The organism is Planococcus antarcticus DSM 14505 (assembly GCF_001687565.2).
Taxonomy (GTDB): domain Bacteria; phylum Bacillota; class Bacilli; order Bacillales_A; family Planococcaceae; genus Planococcus; species Planococcus antarcticus.
The window spans coordinates 2,269,823-2,289,297 of record NZ_CP016534.2 but is presented as its reverse complement, the minus strand read 5'-3'; the positions used below and the strand labels follow the sequence as shown (position 1 = coordinate 2,289,297).

Genomic DNA, 19,475 nt, shown 5'->3' with positions numbered 1-19,475 from the left:
TCTATTTATAGCTGAAGGTAGAAAATAAACATAATGCTCGGAGCGTTTTCTCGAAAATTATCGAAAATAAGCTAATGAATAACGAAATAGACAGAATAGGGTAGTCTCAATTTTCAATGAACAAGGGAATTCCGGGGGTTCTATAGGACATTCCCTAATGTGAACTTGTATTGGTGACTAACATAATAAAGGTATACGAATGAATTTGTAATTGATTCCCTTCAATGTCTTTCATTCTGAGAAGGAGTGGTATAAGCGATGAAGAAAAAGTTTGGTTTAAATTTCTTTAAGCCTGTCGAAAGTTATTCGGGCAGTTGGTCGATCTTGGAGGAAAAAAGTCGAGATTGGGAAAATATGTATCGCCAAAGATGGTCACACGATAAAGTGGTACGCACAACACACGGTGTAAACTGTACAGGATCATGCAGTTGGAAAGTGTTTGTGAAGAACGGAATCATTACTTGGGAAAACCAACAAATCGATTATCCATCTTGTGGACCTGATATGCCGGAATTTGAACCACGCGGTTGTCCAAGGGGTGCTACGTTTTCTTGGTATGAATATAGTCCACTGCGCGTTAAGTATCCTTATATGCGCGGGAGACTTTGGAGACTCTGGAAAGCAGCTCGTGCGAGTCACTCGAATCCAGTGGATGCTTGGGCAAGTATTGTAGAAGACCCTGAAAAAGCCACGTTTTACAAATCTGCACGCGGAAAAGGCGGTCATATCCGTGTCAATTGGGACGATGCACTGGAATTAATAGCGGCACAATTAATTTACACGATTCAAAAATATGGACCAGATCGCGTGGCTGGATTTACACCAATTCCCGCGATGTCTATGGTCAGCTACGCTTCGGGAGCGCGTTTCATCTCGCTTCTCGGCGGAGAAATGTTGAGTTTTTACGACTGGTACGCCGATCTTCCTCCGGCATCTCCTCAAATTTGGGGAGAACAAACAGATGTACCAGAATCATCAGATTGGTATAACGCAGGTTACTTAATGATGTGGGGTTCAAACGTGCCAATGACCAGAACGCCGGATGCGCATTTCATGACAGAAGTTCGCTATAAAGGAACGAAAGTTGTATCTGTTGCGCCTGACTATGCAGAAAACGTAAAATTTGCGGACAACTGGCTAGCTCCTCACCCTGGAACGGATGCTGCGTTAGCGCAAGCGATGACGCATGTTATTTTGGATGAGTTTTATCAGCAACGTCAAGAACCGATGTTTATCAATTATGCAAAACAATTTACAGACATGCCATTTATGATTTTATTAGATCCGCATGAAGACACGTTGAAAGGTGGACGCTTTTTGCGTGCTAGTGATTTGGGCGACACGTCGCAACATGCAGAGTGGAAACCAGTAATTTTTGACGAAGTAGCTGATAAATTAATTGTTCCAAATGGAACGATGGGGCAGCGTTGGGAAGAAGACAAGAAATGGAACTTAATTCTTGAAAATGAAGATGGTTCAAAAGTAGAACCAGCGATGAGTGTTGAAGGTCACCAAGAAGAATGGAAGGAAATCGTTTTCCCGTATTTTGATAATCAAGGAAACGGTGTCTTCAAACGTGTCATTCCAGCTAGAAAAGTCCAGTTAGCGGATGGCACCGAACGTTACGCTGCAACTGTCTACGACTTGATGATGAGTCAATATGGAATTATCCGCATCGACAGTGAACATAATGCAAAAGGTTATGATGATGAAACATCCCATTACACGCCGGCTTGGCAGGAAAAAGTCACTTCCGTAAAAGCGTCAATTGTGACACAAATTGCGCGCGAATTTGCGCAAAACTCACTTGATACGGGTGGACGTTCCATGATTATTATGGGGGCAGGAATCAACCACTGGTTTAATAGCGACACGATTTATCGTGCGATTTTAAACTTAGTTATTTTGACAGCGTCTCAAGGTGTTAATGGGGGTGGTTGGGCTCATTACGTTGGACAAGAAAAATGTCGTCCGATTGAAGGCTGGTCATCGATTGCTTTTGCCAAAGATTGGCAAGGTCCGGCAAGATTGCAAAATGCGACTTCTTTCTTTTACTTTGCAACTGAACAATGGAGATATGAAGAAAGCGGCACAGATGCATTAACCTCACCACTTGCTGAAGATGTTGCGTATCAGCATCCGGCTGATTACAACGTATTAGCAGCAAGATTAGGATGGCTTCCTTCTTATCCACAATTTGACAAAAACAGCTTGCTGTTTGCAGAAGAAGCCGCTGAAAAAGGTGCTAAAACGAATAAAGAAATTATTGATTACGCGGTAGAACAAGTGACATCACGCAAAACCAAATTTGCAATAGAAGATCCAGGAGCACCGGAAAATTTCCCGAGAACGTTATTTATTTGGCGCTCAAACTTGATTTCAAGTTCTGCTAAAGGTCAAGAATATTTCATGAAGCATCTTTTAGGCGCTTCAGATGGCTTGTTGGCTGAACCGAACGTTACTGAAAAGCCAGAAGAAATTGTGTGGCGAGAAGATGTAGAAGGAAAACTGGACTTGATGGTGGCACTTGATTTTCGGATGACGTCAACACCACTGTATGCAGATATTGTGTTACCAGCAGCAACTTGGTATGAAAAAACGGATCTATCTTCAACTGATATGCATCCTTTTGTTCATCCATTTAATCCTGCAGTAAATCCACTTTGGGAGTCTCGTTCTGATTGGGACATTTACGCGAAATTAGCTGAAAAATTCTCAGAAATGGCAGGAACCCATTTACCTGGTGTTTACAAAGATGTCGTGATTACACCTCTTGCGCATGACTCGATCAGTGAAATTTCACAGCCTATGGGAGTCGTGAAAGATTGGGCAAAGGGAGAAATCGAAGCGATACCAGGAAAAACTATGCCAAACTTCAGTATCGTAGAACGAGATTTTACGAAGATTTATGATAAATACATTACACTTGGACCCAATTTATCCATTGGTAAAACCGGTGCACACGGTGTGAGTTTTTCTGTAGCAGAAGAGTATGAAGAATTGAAGCATATTAATGGGACCCATTTCGATGACTCAATCAAAAACGGCTTACCGAAAATCCAAACTGCTCGACAAGTGGCAGATGCTATGTTGAATTTATCTTCAGCAACGAATGGCCGAGTTTCACAAAAAGCGTATATTGAAGCTGAAAAAGATACAGGTGTCGAACTGAGAGATATTTCTGCCGATCGCGCGGCAGAGAAAATCACCTTCCAAAGCATTACGGTTCAACCACGTGAAGTTATTCCAACACCCGTGTTTAGTGGATCAAACAAAATGGGCAGACGTTATTCACCATTTACAACCAATATTGAGCGTTTGGTACCATTCCGGACATTGACAGGCAGACAGCATTTCTATATTGACCATGAAATTTTCCAGCAATACGGGGAAGCACTGCCAATATATAAACCAACATTGCCTCCAATGGTTTTTGGAAAGAACGATAAAAAAATAAAAGGTGGCGTAGATTCACTCGTCCTGCGTTACTTAACACCTCACGGAAAATGGAATATCCACTCTACTTACCAAGATAATCAGCATATGCTGACGTTATTCCGTGGAGGTCCGACTGTTTGGATTAATAACGAAGACGCGAAAGCACACGATATCGATGATAATGCATGGCTCGAAGTATACAACCGAAACGGTGTAGTTACGGCCCGTGCTGTTGTCAGTCACCGTATGCCAAGAGGCACAATGTTCATGTACCATGCACAAGACAAGCATATTCAAGTACCAGGCTCTGAAATTACGGATACACGAGGCGGCAGTCATAATGCGCCGACACGCATCCATATGAAGCCCACGCAAATGGTCGGCGGATACGCTCAACTCAGCTATGGTTTTAACTACTATGGCCCCATCGGCAATCAGCGTGATGAATACGTAGCAGTTCGAAAAATGAAGGAGGTTGACTGGCTTGAAGATTAAAGCACAAGTAGCAATGGTGATGAATTTAGATAAATGCATCGGCTGTCATACGTGTAGTGTCACATGCAAAACAACTTGGACCAACCGTAAAGGTGCCGAGTATATGTGGTTTAACAACGTAGAAACAAAACCGGGTATTGGTTATCCGAAGCGCTGGGAAGACCAAGAGCTTTATAAAGGCGGCTGGCAACTTCGAAAAGGGAAGTTAGAGTTAAAGTCAGGCAATAAATTATCGAAAATTGCATTAGGGAAAATCTTTTACAACCCCGATATGCCAGAAATGAAAGATTATTATGAGCCTTGGACCTATAATTATGAGCACTTGACCAATGCCGGTGAATTGGAACATTCACCGGTGGCACGTGCACATTCAGCTATTACTGGGAAAAAAATGGACCTTGAATGGGGTCCGAACTGGGAAGATGATTTAGCAGGAGCGCATATTACAGGCCCGCTTGATCCAAATATCCAAAAAATCGAAGAAGAAATTAAATTCAATTTCGACAAAGCGTTTATGGTTTATTTGCCAAGACTGTGCGAACACTGTTTAAACCCGAGCTGTGTAGCAAGCTGTCCTTCTGGAGCAATTTATAAGCGTGAAGAAGATGGCATTGTGTTAGTTGACCAAGAAGCTTGTCGTGGCTGGCGCTATTGCATGACAGGTTGCCCGTACAAAAAAGTTTACTTTAACTGGCAGACCAATAAAGCCGAAAAATGTACATTCTGTTTCCCACGTATTGAGTCAGGATTACCAACAGTGTGTTCGGAAACATGTACAGGACGCATTCGTTATTTAGGGGTTCTTCTATATGATGCAGATCGTGTCTTAGAAGTTGCTTCTACACCGGATGAAAAAGATTTGTATAAAGCGCAATGTGATTTGTTTATCGATCCGTTCGATCCTGAGATGATCGCTGTGGCTAGAAAAGATGGCATTTCAGAAGATTGGATCGAAGCAGCTCAAAATTCACCTGTCTACAAATTAGCAATTGAACATCAATTGGCTTTTCCGCTTCATCCGGAATATCGTACCTTGCCAATGGTTTGGTATGTGCCACCACTTAGCCCAATCATGAATTATTTTGAAGGAAAAGATTCAATCAAAAATCCAGATATGATCTTCCCAGCTATTGAAGAAATGCGGACACCCATTCAGTATTTGGCAAATATGCTGACAGCTGGAGATACAGAAACAGTAAAAAAATCTCTGCAACGTATGGCGATGATGCGTTCTTATATGCGCGCTAAAACTACAGGAAAAGAGTTTGATGAAAGCCGCTTAGAACGAATTGGCATGACGGCTCATCAAACAGAAAAAATGTATCGATTACTTGCGATTGCCAAATACGAAGACCGTTTTGTTATTCCAACTACGCATCGTGAAGGTCGCGTAAACCCATACCGTGCTCAAGGGATGGAAGGCTATGACACTGAAGGTATGGGCGGCTGGGGAACCGATTCTGGTGGATCTTGTGACAGTTGTGGTCCAGCAACTTCTTCAAGCCCGACTGGAACAGCTACGAAGACGGGGAAAGAAATTTACGAAGAAAACTTCTACGGAGGTATATGGCGTGATTAATTTAGAGAAACTCTATCGTTATAAACAGTCATTCGGTTTTGTAGCCCATCACTTGACCTATCCCGAAAAACTCGATTTTCATCCTTCGCAAATCGAGGAATCGTTTGACGTAGATCATCCAGCATATGAGCATGCTTGGAGATATTGGAACTTAATGCATGAAATGAGTTTGGATCAAATACAAGAAATGTACACTGATATTTTTGATTTTGATAAAGATAGCACCTTGTTTATGACCTATTTTAAATTTGAAGATGCCAAAGAACGCGGACAAATGTTAGCGAAATTAAAAGTGTCATATGAAATGTTCGGTCTTGAAATGCCGGATTCAGAGTTATCGGATTTTTTGCCTTTAATTTGTGAGTTTTTATATGCGGCAGAATGGATAGGAGACCCACGTGCTCCCCAAACTTTTACTATTTTAATTGCTGTACTAGAAGATGGAACATATCACTTGCTGAAATCATTAGAGAAAAAGAATAGTCCTTATTTCCATCTCGTTAAAGGATTGCGCGAAACGTTTAAAGTATGCATCGAGCAGGAGGTGCCTGTCGATGGAAACCTTAGATAAATTTATTTGGGTGGTCTTTCCGTATCTTTGTATGGCCATCTTTATCTTTGGACATCTCTACCGGTACGGCATTGATAAATTTCGATGGACAGCAAAATCTAGTGAGTTTATTGAAAAAAAACAGCTGATGATCGGTAGTTTATTGTTTCATATGGGAATTATCCCCGTGATCTTTGGTCATATCGGTGGATTGGTCATTCCAATTTCATGGATGAACGCCTTAGGGGTTAATGATCATCTTTATCATATTGGAGCTATCTACATCGGAGGAATTTTCGGTTTTATGACATTGTTCGGTATGATTATTCTTACGTTTCGTCGCTTTTCCATTACCAGTGTAAGGAAATTAAGTTCTTTTTCTGATTTAGCAGTCAACTCTCTTTTGTTGTTCATCGTTGTCGTAGGGATGTATGCCACATTAGTCACTAATGTGGTACAGCCGAATTTTGACTACCGAATGACAATATCGATATGGTTCCGCGATTTGTTCCTATTCAAAGCCAATCCAGCCATTATGGCAAATGTGCCACTGTCTTTTAAAATTCATGTATTAACAGGCTTCGCGATATTTGCTTTTTGGCCATTCTCACGTCTCGTACACGTATGGAGTGTTCCGTTGAATTATGTAGGCAGAAGTTATATCCTGTATAGAAGACATAAACCAACAAATTAAAAAGATGTACTCTTTTTAATTTTAATAGGAGATAAAAGTATGGATTATACAGAAGACTACCAATTGCAGATTGAAAAAATCCGGGAAGCTCTTAGTTGTGATATTATTGCGCTTGCTTTAGTTCAGCCAGCGGAAAATTTGCATGTACTAAAATGGCAATATATTTCAGGAAATATAAGTGAGCGCATCAAGAAAGTAGTCCTGCAGTCAGGAAAAGGAATTGCTGGAGGAGTTTTTAAGAATGGCAAGCCCTTACTAGTGGCAGATGTAAATGAATTTGCTGCCAAAGACAATCTATTCAACTACCCGATTTTGAAGTTAGAAAACTTAAAAAGCGTTGGCGCTACGCCTTTATGGCATAGTGGAAGAGTGGTAGGTGTGCTTTTAGGCGGGTTTCGCGAACCTCATTTAATGACGCCGAAAAGATTGCAAATGCTAATCAGCATGTCACAATCCGGTATTGGTACGCTGGATGGGAAGGAATTGATGTGGAATTGATTTCTGGAAAAAAAGATCAATTAGTTGACCTGATGCTGAAGATGTATAAAAACAGTACGGAAGCAATTTTCTTTTTTAACAGTGAAGGCCATACCATTTCCATGAATCCAGCAGCGGAAAAAATAATGAGTATTCATGTTCTCGAACAACTTAAAATAGGCGCGGAAAATGCCCTCTGCAATGTCTGCAGAGGATATACTAGTGAAAGCGATCTGACAACCTGCAAAGACTGTTACTTCACCAGTTCCAACCATGAAGATTTTTCTTCTTTTCAGGTATTTTTGGAAACAGTCGGAAAAGGCATAGTTCCCTATGCTGCTACATTCCATGTCATCGATGCTGAAAAAGGCACTAGGGTATTCATCTTAAGAGATCTATCGATTCAATTTGAAACACAAACCAAACTGCAGCAAAACACAATGATGAAAAATATCATCAAAGCACAAGAAAACGAACGCAAAAGGATTTCAAGAGAATTGCATGATAGCGTCGCTCAGGAACTTTTGAGTGCAGTCGTTGATTTACGTGCCCTCAAATACATGACAGATGACCAGAAAGTCTTGAAAAAAACTAGTGAAAGCACAGCTACACTGATCCGTTTGATGGATGATATCCGTAATCTGTCTGTTGAATTGCGTCCATCAGCTCTCGATGATTTCGGATTAGAAGCAGCTTTTCGTTCACATTTTAAGCGCTTGGAAGAAAGTTTTGGTTTAAACATTGATTTTATATCGACAATTAAGCGCACTCGTTATGAAAGTGAAATAGAAACAGTCTTGTACCGTGTCTGTCAGGAAGCGGTTTTCAATGCGATAAAATATGCACAAGTGGAAACTGTACAAGTGCATTTGTTTGAAGAGGAGAATTCCTTGCAGTTAATTGTAAAAGATGAAGGTGTCGGATTTATTCTTGGGGCACATCCTGTAGGAACAGGACTTGGGTTGTATGGGATGAACGAGCGAGCTGAATTGGTATTGGGAAATGTAACGATTAGTTCTGAAATTGACAAAGGAACAACCATTCATTTATGTGTTCCTTTAGACGAAAAGCGGGAGGTGGCAATTTGAAGATTGTCATAGCGGATGACCACGCGATTGTGCGCAGCGGTTTTTCAATGATCCTCAATTTCCAAGAGGATATGGAAGTGATTGCCATGGCGGCAGATGGAATTGAAGCTTATCAAATGGTGGCCAAGCATCACCCGGATTTATTGTTGCTGGATTTGAGTATGCCACCGGGTGAAAGTGGATTAGTGGCAACGGGTAAGATTAAAGAAGATTTTCCGGAAACCAAAATTTTGGTCTTAACGATGCACAGCGATGAAGAATATCTATTCCATGTGTTGAAAAATGGAGCTTCAGGATATATGCTGAAAAGCGCTCCTGACGAAGAATTGCTGCAGGCCATTCGAGTCATCTATAATGGGGGTACCTATATTCATCCGAATATGGCCACTTCATTGGTTCGTGAACTGCTGAACAAAGATCATAAAGTAAAAGAATCGGATCCATTTGAATTATTATCTAAACGAGAAATCGAAGTTCTTCCTTTAGTCGCTAAAGGCTACGGCAATAAGGAAATTGCCCAAAAGCTTTTTATCTCTGTGAAAACAGTAGAGGCACATAAAGCGAAAATTATGGAAAAGCTGCAACTAAAGAGCCGACCTGAATTAGTAGAATATGTGTTAAAGAAAAAATTATTAAATTTTTGACGAATAGCTAGGAGTGGATCTTTTGATGACAGAAAAATCTGAGCTTCGTTTTAAAGAACCTGGTATGAGGTTATTGGAAAATGAACATGCGTATTTAAGCTTTTTAATGAACGAGTGGCATGCACTGGTCTTATCGTTTGAAGATGAAGGGCTAAGCCTAGAAGCGGGACGTGAAAATTTGAAGCTTTTACGCCAGAAACTTTTTGAATTTGTTGAACCCTTTAAAAATCATACCGATAAAGAAGAAGAATTCTTTTTTCCAGCGCTTGGAAATTATATTGGATTCGAGCAGGGTCCACTTGTCGGAATTCAAGATGAGCATCAGGAAATCGATGCTTATATTGGTCATTTTTTTCATCATACCCGTGACAATATCAATCTGCTAACATTGGAACAAATGAAAACAGTCACTCAGGACGCAGCAGAAGCGTTTGAAGTTTTGACGGTCCATTTCATGAAAGAGGAAACCGTTTTGTTCCCAATGGCTGAAAAAGCGATGAAAGCGATCGATCAAGATGAATTATACAAAAAACTAAATACTCTCATTACCTGAATTGATCCAGCTGCTTCCAAAAGGAAGTGGCTTTTTTTATTTTAAGGGTTTCCCCTCTCAGTAGGAGGGCACTCCCTTATTAAAAAGACAGCATTCTCAAGATACAATGAAGACAGAGAATCAACATGAAATAAATCGTAAAGAAAATTCAACGGAAAAGGTGATTTTGATGATCAAGAAACTACAATTGCCCCTTCAAACAATGAATCTAGTGGTTGGTTTTATGGTGTGGGTGATTATATCTTCCCTCATTCCATTTATCAGCGAAGATATAGCCATAGCTCCCGAAAGGCTGGCTATGGTAACGGCTGTACCAGTTGTTCTGGGCTCTATTCTGCGAATTCCACTAGGCTATTATGCCAATGTTTTTGGGGCACGAATTATATTTATGATAAGTTTTATCCTTCTTTTATTTCCAGTATTTTATTTAAGTGAAGCTTCGAGTTTTACAGATCTCATTATTAGTGGGTTATTTCTGGGAATAGGGGGCGCTGTATTTTCTGTAGGTGTTACCTCGCTGCCAAAATACTATCCGAAGGAAAAACACGGATTTGTCAACGGAATCTATGGTGCGGGAAATATCGGTACAGCCATCACGACATTTTCGGCTCCATTAATTGCAACGCAAATTGGTTGGTCAGCCACTATCAAAATCTACTTGATCTTGTTGCTGATTTTTGCAGCATTGAATTTCTTCTTTGGTGACCGTCATGAACCAAAAGTAAAAACCCCAATTATTGAGCAAATTAAAGGTGTTTATAAGAACGAAAAACTTTGGTTTTTTTCTTTATTCTATTTCATCACATTCGGATCTTTTGTAGCATTCACTATTTATTTACCTAACTTTCTTGTCAGCAATTTTGGGCTAGACAAAGTAGATGCTGGTATGCGGACTGCAGGCTTTATCGCACTTGCGACTTTTCTACGACCGGTAGGCGGATGGCTGGGGGATAAATTGCAGCCGTTGCTGTTGTTGATGGGGACTTTCTTCGTCTATACTATTGCTGCTATTGTATTGGCCTTCTCTCCGACGATTGGAATTTACACAGTCGGCACCCTGGCTATTGCAGTAAGTGCCGGCATTGGCAACGGTGTCATCTTCAAGCTTGTACCATTTTATTTCAATAAACAAGCCGGTATCGCAAATGGAATTGTCTCCATGATGGGTGGACTCGGAGGATTTTTTCCACCCATTATGTTATCGGTTATCTTTTCAATAACCGGTCAATACTCCATCGGCTTTATGCTTCTTTCTCAAGTGGCATTGGCGAGTTTTGTCTTGGTTGTTTGGATGTATTACCAAGACCGTCTGCAACTGGCCGCCGAAGTTTTCAACTCGACAGGGCAGGGCATACTAGTGACAGATACCTCAGGTAAAATCAAAAAGGTTAATCCTGCTTTCACTAAACTGACTGGATTTGAAGAATCGGATGTCGTCGGACAAAATCCAAGTATTATGAAATCAGACAGACAGCCAAAAGACTTCTATAAACAAATGTGGCAGGAAATTGGGCTAAACGGCATGTGGCAAGGGGAAATTTGGAACCGGCGCAAAAACGGCGAGGAATATCTTCAATGGTTGAATATCAGCGCAGTAAAAGATGATACGGGAGAAGCCGTTCGATACGTTGGAACTTTTACTGATATCACTGCGGAATATCAGAAAAAAAAAGAGGTTAATCGAATTTTAACTACGTGAAGTAGTACCGATGAATAAAAAAATCTGCTAAATAAGTTATATAAATGATTCCGGCCTGTTGATATTCCGCAAACCAGCTCCGCTTTTGGGCCCACACATGTGCGTCTTGAAGCTGATGCGACAGGACGTCGCGTTATCAGCTACCAAGAGCTTGCGCCGAACTAACTCGAGCTTTATACCCGAGTGGATTTCTTTTCATGTCGCCTATGTTACTCTATTGAGAGTCTCCGCTGGTTCGCAGCGTATCCTGATGATTTATTACTCAAGGATGCTAAGAAGAAAGAGCGGAAGACGGCGATGGGCAAAGATGTTTTCCTGCATCGTTGTCCTAACTTCCTTGAGTTGAAAAAGCTAATTTTTTAATTCAACTTATATAAATGAAAGTACGTAAGAGAGGAGAATATAATAATGAAGATGGATCAACCATTGACGGATCAACTAGGACGACCAATGAGAGATTTGCGTATTTCTGTTACAGACCGTTGCAATTTCCGCTGTTCTTACTGCATGCCGAAAGAGGTCTTTGGCGACGATTATGCATTTTTGCCAAAACAAGAATTGCTGACTTTTGAAGAAATTTATAGACTCACCAGATTGTTTGTGTCAATGGGAGTTAAAAAAATAAGATTGACAGGTGGGGAACCTTTATTGCGCAAGGATTTGCCGGAATTGATTAAACTAATATCTTCTGTCGAAGGAGTAGAAGATATTGGATTGACGACCAATGGATTATTGCTTAAACGGCATGGCCAAGCCTTGTATGATGCAGGATTAAGAAGGTTGAATATCAGCTTGGATGCACTCGATCCTGAATTGTTCGGAAGTTTGAACGGAAGAGGCGTCGGCTCTGAAAATATTCTGGAGCAAATCGATTATGCAAAAGCACTTGGTTTTGAAATCAAAGTCAATATGGTAGTTCAGAAAGATGTCAATGAATCAGAAATTCTTCCTATGGCAGCCTATTTCAAGGAACGAGAAATCACTCTTCGGTTTATTGAATTTATGGATGTTGGAAACGACAATAATTGGAGTTTCAAAAAAGTCGTAACTAAAAAGGAAATCATCCGCAAGCTCGAAACTGTTTATAAGTTAGCAGGTGTTGAGGAAGAATATTTTGGTGAAGTGGCCAAACGTTACAGCTATGAAGGCAGCAACGCACAAGTGGGTTTTATTACATCAGTTTCTGAATCGTTTTGCTCATCGTGTACAAGGTCGAGATTATCGTCTGATGGCAAATTCTATACATGTCTTTTCGCTACAGAAGGGTTTGATATCCGTAAACTTCTCCGAAATGACTGGAGCGATTCACAGCTTCTCGAAGCAATCAGTGCAGTCTGGAGCGGCAGAAGAGACCGGTATTCTGATGAACGAACTGAAGAAAGTGCTAAAGCTCGTAAAAAAATTGGTATGTCCTATATTGGTGGTTAACTGGTTCAGAAAGCAACTATAGTATAATGCCAACAGTAGAAAAGGAGAAACTTCATGGAGAATAATGGGTTATTGCAATCATCATCAACACAGGAGCATCTTTGCGTTTCCATCGTACCAATTTTCAATCATCTTGAACAAGCTGAACTAAAGGAAGTTGCTAAAACCACAAGACACCGGAATTTGTCCAAAGGGGAAGTTCTATACAGAGCAGGCGATAAATCGAGTTCTTTATATATTATTCATAAAGGTAAATTGAAAATATATCGTCTGACTGAAAATGGTAAAGAACAGGTGATTCGAATCTTGCAGCCAGGCGATTTTACAGGAGAACTGGCTCTTTTTATAGACAACATTCATGACTCATATGCAGAAGCAATGGAAAATGCTGAGCTCTGCACCATAAGTGGCCCAGATATAAGTGAATTATTTTTGAAATACCCGCAGATTTCATTAAAGGTTATCAAAGAATTTTCATTGAGGTTGGATCAAACAGAGCATCAAGTGACTAGTTTCACGACAGAAGATACTGAGACAAGAGTTGCCTTGTATTTAATTCAGCAAGCTGAATCTAGTCAAAGTCGGGAGATTCAATTGCCAATGTCACGGAAAGATCTAGCGTCTTTTCTCGGAACAACACCTGAAACCATTAGCCGAAAATTAGCTAAGTTTGAGGATGAAGGCTGGATACAACAATATGACCAAAGGGCGATCCAAATTATAAATATGGAAGCCTTGTCGCTTTATAAATAAAACCCAGCAGCAATTCCGCTAATCTAAAGCGGATTGTTGTTGGGTTTTTTTATATCCATTGTCATGAATAAGCTATTCTGAATAGAACTATCTATGTCGAACCAATCACATATGACACCAACGTCGCTGACATGGATATTCCGGAAATCTGTTTCGCTTTCAGATTACAGAATATGTGTCATGCAGCTAGTGTGAGCCATGCCCATAGAGGTGTTTAAAAGTAGATTTCTTGAGGTCAATTTACATCGTCTTTTTCTCGCAAGAAGTAAAAAAGTATTTCTAGTTTTATGGCCCAGTTACTTTGTCTCGATGTTCTTGATAGATATCCTGTCGCGTTATCGTTTTTGCCTGCGTGATTTGCTCAGGTGAAACCGAGGTTTCGTAGGCTTTAATGGTTGCATTGATCTGATCTGCTGAACTGGCGCCAGCCACCACTGAACGGATCGTGTCGTGCTGCAATATGCTATGCAGCGCCAAGGCATGGAGATTATCGTGGACCGCCAGCAGCTTCTTCAAGGTGTTTTTCAATTCATCCTTGCTATAGCTCAAGAAGTCGTCCGTTTTACCTGCCCGCTGTAGTCCTTCGCTAGTCAATAATCCTTTTGCCAAGGTGCCGCGAGTAACGACTGATTTTCCGGCTTGACCGATGCTGTCGAGCAATTCTTCCGGTCGCCGGTCCAGCAAGCTGTATTGCATCATGATGGAAGCAATGTTCCCTTTATCCAGAAAGCGCTTGATAACGTTCGGGCGGATGGAAGAAATACCATAGGCGCGAATCATGCCTTCTTTTTTCAAGTCTTCAAAAGCTTCAATGGTTTCTTCTGCATCATCAGTGATCATGCCGCCATGCAATTGATACAGGTCGATGTAATCTGTCTGGAGACGTTTTAGGCTAGCGTGGATCTGCTCTTTTATATACGCTTTAGTCGGATTCCATTTGACTTCGTCTGATTGAGCGCTCCATTGATTGCCTACTTTAGTAGCTAAGACGATTTCTTTTCGGTGATGCTTCAGCGCCTTGCCAACCACTTCTTCATTGATGCCTTTATTATACAAGTCTGCAGTATCAAAATAATTAATGCCCTGTGCGATTGCTTCGTCAACAATGATACCCGCTTGTTTTGCTTCTGTCGGTAAAGACATACAGCCTAAAGCGATTTCACTGACTTCAATTCCACTGTTGCCTAAAAAGCTTTTCTTCATTTCTCCACCTCATTTAGTCTGTTGTATCTTATATGGTATACTTTTTCTCAGAGAAACCACAAATGAAAAGAGGACTCCAATGAAAAAAATTGAAGAAAAAACCATCCACTCCAATCGTTTGTACGAAGGGAAAATTATTAACTTGAAAGTTGATGATGTGTCACTGCCTAATGGTCACACGTCAAAACGAGAACTGATCGAGCATCCCGGAGCGGTTGCCATCATTGCCATTACAGATGAGAACAAAATCATTTTAGTCGAACAATACCGAAAAGCGCTAGAACGATCTCTTGTGGAAATTCCAGCTGGCAAGCTCGAGCCTGGAGAAGCACCTGAATATACTGCAATGCGCGAGCTGGAAGAAGAAACAGGTTATACTGCAGAAAAATTGGTTAAAATCCAAACTTTTGCGACTTCCCCTGGATTTGCTAACGAAGTAGTCCACTTGTTTGCGGCTACCGGATTGAGCAAAGCGATAAATGGTGCGGTACTTGATGATGACGAATTCGTGGAATTAATGGAAGTGACACTTGAAGACGCGGAAAGAATGGTTGAGAATGAACGAATCTATGACGCAAAAACAGCATTTGCAGTATTGTGGGCAAAGCAACGAATATCAATTGAGAATTAAAACAATTATCTCTTTATAACGATTATAAATAAAGGTGGATAGTATTGTTGTAATTGAGAACTCCCTTTTGATATAATAGAAACAGTTTGAGGGAGGGCGTCGCATGGAAACCAGAATTGATCGGATAAAAAAACAATTACACGCTGCGAGTTACAAATTGACGCCACAGCGTGAAGCGACAGTTCGAGTTTTGTTAGACCATGAAGAAGACCATTTAAGTGCGGAAGACGTCTATCTTTTAGTAAAAGACATTGCACCGGAAATTGGATTGGCGACTGTGTACCGGACATTGGAGCTTTTAACAGAATTAAAAATTGTCGACAAAATAAATTTTGGGGATGGGGTCTCGCGTTATGATCTGCGTCAGGAAGGCGCAGCACATTTCCACCATCACCTCGTGTGTCTGGAATGTGGAGCAGTGGATGAAATTCAGGAAGATCTTCTAGAAGATGTGGAGAATATCGTAGAGAAACGCTGGAATTTCCAAATCAAAGACCACCGTCTTACTTTCCATGGCATCTGCTGGCGCTGCAACGACAGCAGCTCTCAAAATCCATCAGAATAACTGATGCCAAAAGGACGGCCCATTCAGGTCGTCTTTTTTTTATGCGTAAACGAACTTGCTTATCTGAACGGAATGATTGTCTTAAACATAAATTATGAGGGGGCAGACGCATGGATTTTGGCAAAGATGCACTCGACGATTATGTGCATTTTCTGCGTGTTGAAAGACAGCTTGCGGATAATACATTGTCTTCATATCAGCGAGATCTGAAGGTTTACCTGCAGTATTTAAAAGAAGTAGAGCAACTAGAGTCCTTAAAGAAAGTTGAACGGGTGCATATACTGAATCATTTGCGCCATTTGAAAGACTCGACGAACACACCGCGGACTGTCGCACGCCACATTTCATCTATTCGTTCTTTTCACCAATTTTTAATCCGTGAACGCATTGTCGAAACCGATCCAACTGTTCACTTGGAGATGCCTCAAATGGACAAGAAGCTGCCGAATATCCTGTCTATTGAGGAAGTAGACGCTTTGATACAGGCGCCTGCCACCAATAAAGCAAATGGTTTGCGTGATCAGGCTATGCTGGAATTATTGTATGCTAGCGGGATGCGCATTAGTGAATGCATCAATCTGGATGTAGAAGATGTCCACTTAACAATGGGGTTTGTTCGCTGTACTGGAAAAGGTGGGAAAGAACGCATCATCCCTTTAGGGAAATCGGCATTAAAATCCTGCCAAATTTATTTAGAAAAAAGTCGAATGGATTTGCTTAAAAGCGGAGAAAAAACGGATGCTATGTTCGTGAACCAGCGCGGTAAACGATTGACTCGCCAAGGCTTCTGGAAGCTGCTCAAACAGCATGCTCAAAAAGCAGGAATACAAAGAGAGTTGACGCCGCACACCTTGCGCCATTCCTTTGCCACACATCTGCTAGAAAATGGAGCAGACATACGAGCGGTGCAGGAAATGCTAGGCCATGCGGACATTTCCACAACACAAATTTATACTCATGTCAGCAAAACGCGCTTAAAGGATGTTTATTCCCAATTTCATCCCCGCGCTTAGAAGATGTCTGACTTCCGACAAGGAGTGGGTATATGGTAAGATAAAAGCGAAAATAAGGAGGAAGACTTATGACAAAAAAACCATTTAAACGCGTACATTTAGTAGTATTGGATTCGGTAGGCATCGGTGAGGCGCCCGATGCTGAAGCCTTTGGAGATACTGGATCAGATACGCTTGGTCATATCGCAGAAGCAGTAGGCGGATTGGAAATGCCAAACATGGAGAAATTAGGCCTAGCCAACATCGTTCCGGTGAAAGGGCTTGCAGCCGCAAAAAAACCAGCGGCTTTCTATGGAAAACTACAAGAAGCTTCTGTCGGGAAGGATACGATGACAGGCCATTGGGAAATCATGGGTTTGAATATCGATACGCCTTTTAAAGTCTATCCGGATGGTTTTCCGGAAGAATTGATCCAAAAGCTGGAAGAAAAGACAGGCCGTAAAGTTCTCGGAAATAAACCGGCCAGCGGGACCGAAATTCTAGATGAGCTCGGCCGGCAGCACATGGAGACAGGAGCTATTATCGTCTATACATCTGCTGATCCTGTCTTGCAGATTGCGGCTCATGAAGAAATCGTTCCATTGGAAGAGCTTTACCGCATTTGTGAAATTGCCCGCGAATTGACATTGGAGCCGGAATACCTGGTAGGCCGCGTCATTGCACGTCCATTCCTTGGCCAGCCAGGTGCATTTAAGCGGACAACAAATCGCCACGACTATGCATTGGCACCATTCGACCGGACTGTCATGAACGAACTGAAGGATGGCGGAAAAGACGTTATTGCTATCGGGAAAATTGATGACATATACAATGGTGCAGGTGTCACAAAATCCTACCGCACAAAAGATAATATGGATGGTATGGATAAACTGGTGCAAGTTGCTGGTGAAGATTTCTGTGGACTAAGCTTCTTGAATTTGGTAGACTTTGATGCACTTTATGGTCACCGAAGAGATCCACAGGGATATGGGAATGCACTAGAGGCATTTGATGTCCGGTTGCCAGAAGTACTTGAAAAGATGACGGAGGACGATTTGTTGATCATTACAGCAGATCACGGCAATGACCCAACATTCCCGGGTACTGATCATACACGTGAATATGTCCCGCTTTTAGCTTATTCACCGCGCTTTGATGGCGGAGAGCAGCTGGAAACAGGCAAAACCTTCGCGGACATCGGTGCTTCTATCGCTGAGAACTTTTCAGTAGACATGCCTAAATTCGGCAAAAGCTTTTTGTCTCGCTTAAACAAATGAATTGTCATCATTATGAGTAGTTCAACTGATCGAAAATTAAACTGAAAAGGCGGTAGTATTCGTGAGAATGGTAGATTTGATTGAAAAGAAAAGAGACGGCCATGAGTTGTCGACCGAGGAAATCAAATTCGTCATCACCGGTTACACAAATGGCGAAATTGAGGATTACCAAATGAGCGCTTTTCTAATGGCTGTTTATTTTCAAAATATGACAGAGCGCGAACGGGCAGATCTGACAATGGCCATGGCAGAGTCAGGCGACCAAATCGACTTGTCAGCGATTGAAGGCATCAAGGTCGACAAGCATTCTACTGGCGGTGTCGGTGATACGACGACTTTGGTTCTTGGACCCTTAGTCGCTGCATGCGGCGTTCCGGTTGCAAAAATGAGCGGACGTGGACTTGGTCATACCGGAGGAACAATTGATAAATTAGAAGCGATTGACGGCTTCCACGTAGAACTTTCAACAGAAGATTTTATCAAACAAGTTAATGATCACAAACTAGCGGTAATCGGGCAAAGTGGCAATTTGACTCCGGCGGATAAAAAATTATACGCCCTACGCGATGTAACGGGAACAGTTAATAGTATTCCTTTAATTGCGAGCTCAATTATGAGTAAAAAAATCGCAGCTGGAGCAGACGCCATCGTTTTGGATGTGAAAACAGGCGAAGGTGCATTTATGAAAACACCGGAAGATGCCAAAGAACTGGCACATGCAATGGTCGGCATTGGTAATGCAACGGGTAGAAAAACAATGGCCATTATTTCAGACATGAGCCAGCCGCTTGGGTTTGCTATTGGCAACGCACTAGAAGTCAAAGAAGCGATTGAAACGCTACAAGGCAAAGGTCCGGAAGATTTAACGGAATTATGCATGGTGCTTGGTAGCCAAATGGTCGTAGTTGGTGGCAAAGCAGAGACTTTAGAAGAAGCACGAGCAATGCTTGAAAAAGTAATTGAAAATGGTCGAGCTTTAGAAATTTTTAAGCAATTTATCGCAGATCAAGGCGGCAATCCAGCGGTGGTAGATGATGTCACATTATTGCCACAAGCTAAATTTACAACAGAAGTACCATCCAAAGAAGAAGGCTATATTTCATTCATGGAAGCGGATGAAATTGGCACAGCTGCTATGGTGCTAGGTGCAGGCAGAGCAACGAAAGAATCGGTAATCGATTTGGCTGTCGGTATAGTTCTTCATAAAAAAGTTGGAGACTTTGTAAAGACTGGCGAGTCCATTGCTACGATTTATTCCAATACAGAAGAGCTCGCAGAATGTTCTAAAATGATATATAATAGTGTCGAATATACAAGTAGGCCGGTTGAAAAAATCAAACTGATTTCAGCTTTGATAACCGACTGAAGAAGATCTTGCTGGGTAATTGCTCAGCAAGATTTTTCATATA

17 protein-coding genes are annotated in these 19,475 nt (G+C 41.5%); 16 read left to right on the top strand and 1 reads right to left on the bottom strand.

The annotated features are described in order from the left end of the window. The first annotated feature begins 258 nt into the window (after positions 1-258). The 11 genes from BBH88_RS11500 (at position 259) to BBH88_RS11450 (ending at position 13,398) form a co-directional block, all read left to right on the top strand. Positions 259-3,933, top strand: a complete 3,675-nt coding sequence (locus BBH88_RS11500; RefSeq protein WP_006829810.1) for a nitrate reductase subunit alpha — start codon at positions 259-261, stop codon at positions 3,931-3,933. Further along, complete coding sequence (narH, locus tag BBH88_RS11495) at positions 3,923-5,512, top strand: nitrate reductase subunit beta (protein ID WP_006829811.1); 1,590 nt, start codon at positions 3,923-3,925, stop codon at positions 5,510-5,512. Before BBH88_RS11500 ends, narH begins: the two co-directional genes overlap by 11 nt. Continuing rightward, positions 5,505-6,083 (top strand): nitrate reductase molybdenum cofactor assembly chaperone, encoded by a 579-nt coding sequence (narJ, locus tag BBH88_RS11490; RefSeq protein WP_006829812.1) that lies wholly within the window; start codon positions 5,505-5,507, stop codon positions 6,081-6,083. The genes narH and narJ overlap by 8 nt, the downstream gene beginning before the upstream one ends. Continuing rightward, positions 6,067-6,756, top strand: a complete 690-nt coding sequence (gene narI / locus BBH88_RS11485) for a respiratory nitrate reductase subunit gamma (RefSeq protein WP_006829813.1) — start codon at positions 6,067-6,069, stop codon at positions 6,754-6,756. Before narJ ends, narI begins: the two co-directional genes overlap by 17 nt. A 39-nt stretch (positions 6,757-6,795) precedes the next feature. Beyond that, positions 6,796-7,254: a GAF domain-containing protein gene (locus tag BBH88_RS11480; RefSeq protein WP_065536774.1), complete on the top strand. Its 459-nt coding sequence runs from the start codon at positions 6,796-6,798 to the stop codon at positions 7,252-7,254. A gap of 32 nt (positions 7,255-7,286) precedes the next feature. Beyond that, positions 7,287-8,321: a sensor histidine kinase gene (locus BBH88_RS11475; RefSeq protein ID WP_065537373.1), complete on the top strand. Its 1,035-nt coding sequence runs from the start codon at positions 7,287-7,289 to the stop codon at positions 8,319-8,321. Beyond that, positions 8,318-8,965, top strand: a complete 648-nt coding sequence (locus BBH88_RS11470) for a response regulator transcription factor (protein ID WP_006829816.1) — start codon at positions 8,318-8,320, stop codon at positions 8,963-8,965. The genes BBH88_RS11475 and BBH88_RS11470 overlap by 4 nt, the downstream gene beginning before the upstream one ends. A 25-nt stretch (positions 8,966-8,990) precedes the next feature. Continuing rightward, a complete protein-coding gene (locus BBH88_RS11465; RefSeq protein WP_065536775.1) occupies positions 8,991-9,518 on the top strand; it encodes a hemerythrin domain-containing protein in 528 nt (175 codons plus the stop codon). 169 nt (positions 9,519-9,687) lie between these two features. Continuing rightward, on the top strand, positions 9,688-11,217 hold the full coding sequence (locus tag BBH88_RS11460) for a nitrate/nitrite transporter (RefSeq protein ID WP_065536776.1): 1,530 nt from the start codon (positions 9,688-9,690) through the stop codon (positions 11,215-11,217). A gap of 414 nt (positions 11,218-11,631) precedes the next feature. After that, entirely contained in the window at positions 11,632-12,645 is a 1,014-nt protein-coding gene (moaA, locus tag BBH88_RS11455; protein ID WP_065537374.1) for a GTP 3',8-cyclase MoaA, read from the top strand. Positions 12,646-12,699: 54 nt separating this feature from the next. Continuing rightward, the gene (locus BBH88_RS11450; RefSeq protein WP_065536777.1) at positions 12,700-13,398 is read left to right on the top strand and encodes a Crp/Fnr family transcriptional regulator; all 699 of its coding nucleotides are present in this window, start codon (positions 12,700-12,702) and stop codon (positions 13,396-13,398) included. A gap of 285 nt (positions 13,399-13,683) precedes the next feature. On the opposite strand, the gene BBH88_RS11445 is transcribed toward BBH88_RS11450, so the two are convergent. Next, the gene (locus tag BBH88_RS11445; RefSeq protein ID WP_006829821.1) at positions 13,684-14,601 is read right to left on the bottom strand and encodes an aldo/keto reductase; all 918 of its coding nucleotides are present in this window, start codon (positions 14,599-14,601) and stop codon (positions 13,684-13,686) included. Positions 14,602-14,680: 79 nt separating this feature from the next. Here BBH88_RS11445 and BBH88_RS11440 point away from each other — a divergent pair, with 79 nt between their 5' ends. From BBH88_RS11440 to BBH88_RS11420, 5 genes are all read left to right on the top strand, one after another. Beyond that, positions 14,681-15,232, top strand: coding sequence for an NUDIX domain-containing protein (locus BBH88_RS11440; protein ID WP_065536778.1), 552 nt, complete (start codon positions 14,681-14,683; stop codon positions 15,230-15,232). 103 nt (positions 15,233-15,335) lie between these two features. After that, positions 15,336-15,797 (top strand): ferric iron uptake transcriptional regulator, encoded by a 462-nt coding sequence (gene fur, locus BBH88_RS11435; protein WP_006829823.1) that lies wholly within the window; start codon positions 15,336-15,338, stop codon positions 15,795-15,797. A gap of 110 nt (positions 15,798-15,907) precedes the next feature. Further along, the gene (gene xerD / locus BBH88_RS11430) at positions 15,908-16,810 is read left to right on the top strand and encodes a site-specific tyrosine recombinase XerD (protein WP_006829824.1); all 903 of its coding nucleotides are present in this window, start codon (positions 15,908-15,910) and stop codon (positions 16,808-16,810) included. Between the two features lie 68 nt (positions 16,811-16,878). Then, positions 16,879-18,066, top strand: coding sequence for a phosphopentomutase (deoB, locus tag BBH88_RS11425; RefSeq protein WP_006829825.1), 1,188 nt, complete (start codon positions 16,879-16,881; stop codon positions 18,064-18,066). A 61-nt stretch (positions 18,067-18,127) separates the two neighbouring features. Continuing rightward, the gene (locus BBH88_RS11420) at positions 18,128-19,432 is read left to right on the top strand and encodes a pyrimidine-nucleoside phosphorylase (RefSeq protein ID WP_006829826.1); all 1,305 of its coding nucleotides are present in this window, start codon (positions 18,128-18,130) and stop codon (positions 19,430-19,432) included. The last annotated feature ends 43 nt before the right edge of the window (positions 19,433-19,475 follow it).